Raw genomic sequence first — 3,586 nt, 5'->3', positions numbered from 1 at the left:
GGCGGCCGGCTTGGGGCCGGGCGTCGGGGGCTTGGGGGCAGCGGGACGGGCCGCCGACGCCGGACCCGGCGTCGGGGGCTTGGGCGTCGCCTTGCGCGGCGCCGAGGGCTTGCCGGAGGCACGGCCGGAGCCGTTGCCGCCCTGGAAAGCGTCAGTCAACTTGCGGACAACCGGCGCCTCGATCGTCGAGGACGCCGAACGTACGAATTCACCGAGCTCCTGGAGCTTGGCCATGACGACCTTGCTCTCAACGCCGAACTCCTTGGCGAGTTCGTATACCCGGACCTTAGCCACTTCGCTCCTTTTAGGTCCGGGTTACCGCCGGACCGTCGCTACTTCATGGGCGTACTCATCGCGTACTCATCGAGTGCTCATCGCAATCTCGACCTACTTCCGACTCGCGAGGTACCTGACCGCACGGTTGTCCCGTGCCGTTCTTCCAGCTTCTTACTGGGGTGACTGGTCACCCTGGTGCTCGACATAGCGGCGCAAGTCCGTGGTGTCGAGCGCCCCCGGTCCCCTGAAGGCCCGGGGAAAGGCCCGGCGGCGAACCGCCAGGTCGAAACAGACCCGTGTGGGGTGCATATAAGCTCCCCGACCGGGCAGCGTACCGCGCCGATCGGGGACGCAAACGCCCTCGACCGCCACGATGCGCAGCAGATCGTTCTTGGCCGCCCGGTTCCGGCATCCCACACAGGTTCTCTCAGGGCAGGCACGGGTGCGCGTGCGGCCAGACACTGCTTAAGTCTACCTCCCTGCGCCGACCTCACCCCTTGGGGGGAGTGATCGAACCGTCACACGATTTCGGCTGGATCCCGGGTGTCCGCGGCTTGAATCAGCCTTGATCGACCCTGTTCAGGCCTGCTCGGCGGACTGATCGGTGTCCGGCCGGATGTCGATCCGCCAGCCCGTGAGCCGGGCCGCGAGCCGGGCATTCTGCCCTTCCTTGCCGATCGCCAGCGACAGCTGGTAGTCCGGCACGGTGACCCGCGCGGACCGGGCCGCCAGGTCCACCACCTCGACCTTGCTCACCCGGGCGGGCGACAGCGCGTTCGCCACCAGCTCGGCGGGGTCGTCCGACCAGTCGACGATGTCGATCTTCTCGCCGTGCAGCTCGGCCATCACGCTGCGCACCCGGCCGCCCATCGGGCCGATGCAGGCGCCCTTGGCGTTCAGGCCCGAACGGGTGGACCGGACGGCGATCTTGGTGCGGTGACCCGCCTCACGGGCGATCGCCGCGATCTCCACCGAGCCGTCCGCGATCTCCGGCACCTCGAGCGCGAAGAGCTTCTTCACCAAATTGGGATGCGTACGCGAAAGGGTCACCGACGGCCCGCGCACGCCCTTGACCACCCGTACGACGTACGTACGGAGCCGGGTGCCGTGCGCGTAGTCCTCGCCGGGCACCTGCTCCTGCGACGGCAGGATCGCCTCGAGCCGTCCGATGTCCACCAGGATGTTCTTCGGGTCCTTGCCCTGCTGGACGACGCCGGCGACGACATCGCCCTCCCGCCCCGCGTACTCGCCGAAGGTGATCTCTTCCTCGGCGTCCCGCAGCCGCTGGAGGATGACCTGCTTGGCGGTCATGGCGGCGATCCGGCCGAAGCCGGAGGGGGTGTCGTCGAACTCGCGGGGCTCCTCGCCCTCCTCGAGGTCGTCGGCGTCCTCCTGGGCCCACACCGTCACATGCCCGCTGTTGCGGTCCAGCTGCACCCGGGCCCGCCGGCGGCTTCCCTCGGTGCGGTGGTAGGCGATGAGGAGAGCCGATTCGATCGCCTCGACCAGCAGGTCGAACGAGATCTCCTTCTCCCGCACCAGACCCCGCAGGGCACTCATGTCGATGTCCACGGCTACGCCTCCTCCTTGCTCTCGTCGCCCTCGGGCTTGCGGTTGAACTCGATCTCCACACGTGCCTTGGAGATCTCCTTGAAGGCCAGCCGCCTGGCGGTGGGCTTGCGCCCCTTCACTCCGGGGACTTCCAGATCCAGCCCCTCGTCATCGACCGCGATGATCCGGGCGATCAGCTCGCCGCCCTCCACCAGCTGCGCCTTCATCAGCCGCCCGGTCGCCCGGCGGTAGTGGCGCTGCTCGGTCAGGGGGCGCTCGGCGCCGGGGGAGGTGACCTCCAGGACGTACGGGGTCTGGCCCATCGCGTCCGACTCGTCGAGCGACTGCGAGATCGCCCGGCTCAGCTCAGCACACGTATCCAGCTGCACGCCGTCGTCGGAGTCCACCACGATGCGAAGGACGCGCCGCTTCCCGGCCGGTGTCACCTCGACCTCTTCCAGATCCAGGTCCCGTGCGCTGACGAGCGGTTCCAGCAGTCCGCGCAGCCTTTCGCTCTGGGTCGTGCTCATCCGGGTGACTCCTCGGCCGCGTGTGCTGTTGTGGGAAGGTCGCGTGTCAGCTCAAAGCCTATCTGTTCCGGCGCCGGGCTGACGATTCGGTGGCCGCTGCCCGGCATTCCGGCCCCGCGCGGGTACGCTCGCCTGCTGTGATCACTAACGGCGGCCGGGAGCTGCCGCAGCCCGGAAAGAGGAACGTGTCGATCACGAATCCCCCACCTCGCCCCACGTCCCCGTCCCTCCCCCAGGCCGCGTCCCCGCGGCGGCGAAGTCTGCTGCTGGCCGGTGGCTCGGCGGGCGCCGCCGCACTGCTCGCCGGCTGCTCCGGTGACTCGGACGACGGACGCCGGTCATCCGGTTCCGCGGACGCCGCGGCGCTGCGCGCCCGGGGCGTACGGGACTCGGCCGCGCTCCTCGCGCGCTACGACGCGACCATCGACGCCCATGCCGCGCTCGCGGAGCGGCTGCGGCCGCTGCGGGCGGAGACGGCGGCCCACATGGCGGCCTTCGGCTCCAAGGACCCCTCCGCGTCCGCCTCCGCGACCGCCTCCCGCTCACCGGCCGCGGGCGGGCGGCGGCTGCCCGCGGTGCCCGAGGACGAGAAGAAGGCCCTCGGCGCCCTCGCCCAGGCCGAGCGGCACACCGCCGACAGCCGCACCACGGCGCTCGTCGGCGCCCCGCCCGAGCTGGCCCGGCTGCTGGCCTCCGTCGCGGCCTGCGGCGCCGCCCATGTGTATCTGCTCACCCAGGGCGGCCCGGGCTCATGACGGTCGCCGTCAGCCCCTGTGACACCGCCTTCAGCACCCTCCGCGCGGAAGGAGTACCCGGATGAACCGCTCCGCGACGCTCAAGGCCACCCAGGCCGCGCTCGCCGCCGAGCACGCCGCCGTGTACGGATACGGCGTCGTCGGCGGCCGGATCGGCGACGACCGTCTCGCCGAGGCGCGCGAGGGGTACGCCGCGCACCGGTCGCGCCGTGACGACCTCGTGCGCACCGTGCGCGACATGGGCGGTACGCCGCAGAGCGCGGCCCCCGCCTACGCGCTGCCGTTCGCGGTGCCCGACTCGGCCGCCGCGGTCCGGCTCGCCGCCGAGCTGGAGAACCGGGTGGCCGCCGTCTACGCCGACCTCGTACGGACCTCCGACGGCGCCCTGCGGCGGCAGGCGGCGGGCGCGCTGCGCGAGGCGGCGGTCCGGTCGGTGCGCTGGCGGGGCGGCGGCGTAGCCTTCCCTGGGCTCAC

Annotated in this window: 6 protein-coding genes; 2 read left to right on the top strand and 4 right to left on the bottom strand. The window is 71.4% G+C overall.

Annotation, left to right across the window (positions count from 1 at the left end):
- From EEJ42_RS33010 to rimP, 4 genes are all read right to left on the bottom strand, one after another.
- The coding region (locus EEJ42_RS33010; RefSeq protein ID WP_246097543.1) for a translation initiation factor IF-2 N-terminal domain-containing protein at positions 1-294 on the bottom strand (294 nt) is incomplete at its 3' end.
- A 153-nt stretch (positions 295-447) separates the two neighbouring features.
- Positions 448-738: a YlxR family protein gene (locus EEJ42_RS33005; RefSeq protein ID WP_123105659.1), complete on the bottom strand. Its 291-nt coding sequence runs from the start codon at positions 736-738 to the stop codon at positions 448-450.
- Between the two features lie 117 nt (positions 739-855).
- Positions 856-1,848: a transcription termination factor NusA gene (gene nusA / locus EEJ42_RS33000; protein ID WP_123105657.1), complete on the bottom strand. Its 993-nt coding sequence runs from the start codon at positions 1,846-1,848 to the stop codon at positions 856-858.
- A gap of 2 nt (positions 1,849-1,850) precedes the next feature.
- Positions 1,851-2,357, bottom strand: a complete 507-nt coding sequence (gene rimP, locus EEJ42_RS32995; RefSeq protein ID WP_123105655.1) for a ribosome maturation factor RimP — start codon at positions 2,355-2,357, stop codon at positions 1,851-1,853.
- Between the two features lie 137 nt (positions 2,358-2,494).
- Between rimP and EEJ42_RS32990 the strand changes: the two genes are divergently transcribed.
- Positions 2,495-3,112, top strand: a complete 618-nt coding sequence (locus EEJ42_RS32990; RefSeq protein WP_246097542.1) for a hypothetical protein — start codon at positions 2,495-2,497, stop codon at positions 3,110-3,112.
- A 61-nt stretch (positions 3,113-3,173) separates the two neighbouring features.
- Positions 3,174-3,586: ferritin-like domain-containing protein (locus tag EEJ42_RS32985; RefSeq protein WP_123105653.1), on the top strand; the 413-nt coding region annotated here is incomplete at its 3' end.

The sequence above is a fragment of the Streptomyces botrytidirepellens genome, assembly GCF_003721215.1.
Lineage (GTDB): Bacteria > Actinomycetota > Actinomycetes > Streptomycetales > Streptomycetaceae > Streptomyces > Streptomyces himastatinicus.
The sequence above is the reverse complement of the archived record's forward strand: the minus strand, read 5'-3'. Positions and strand labels throughout refer to the sequence as shown.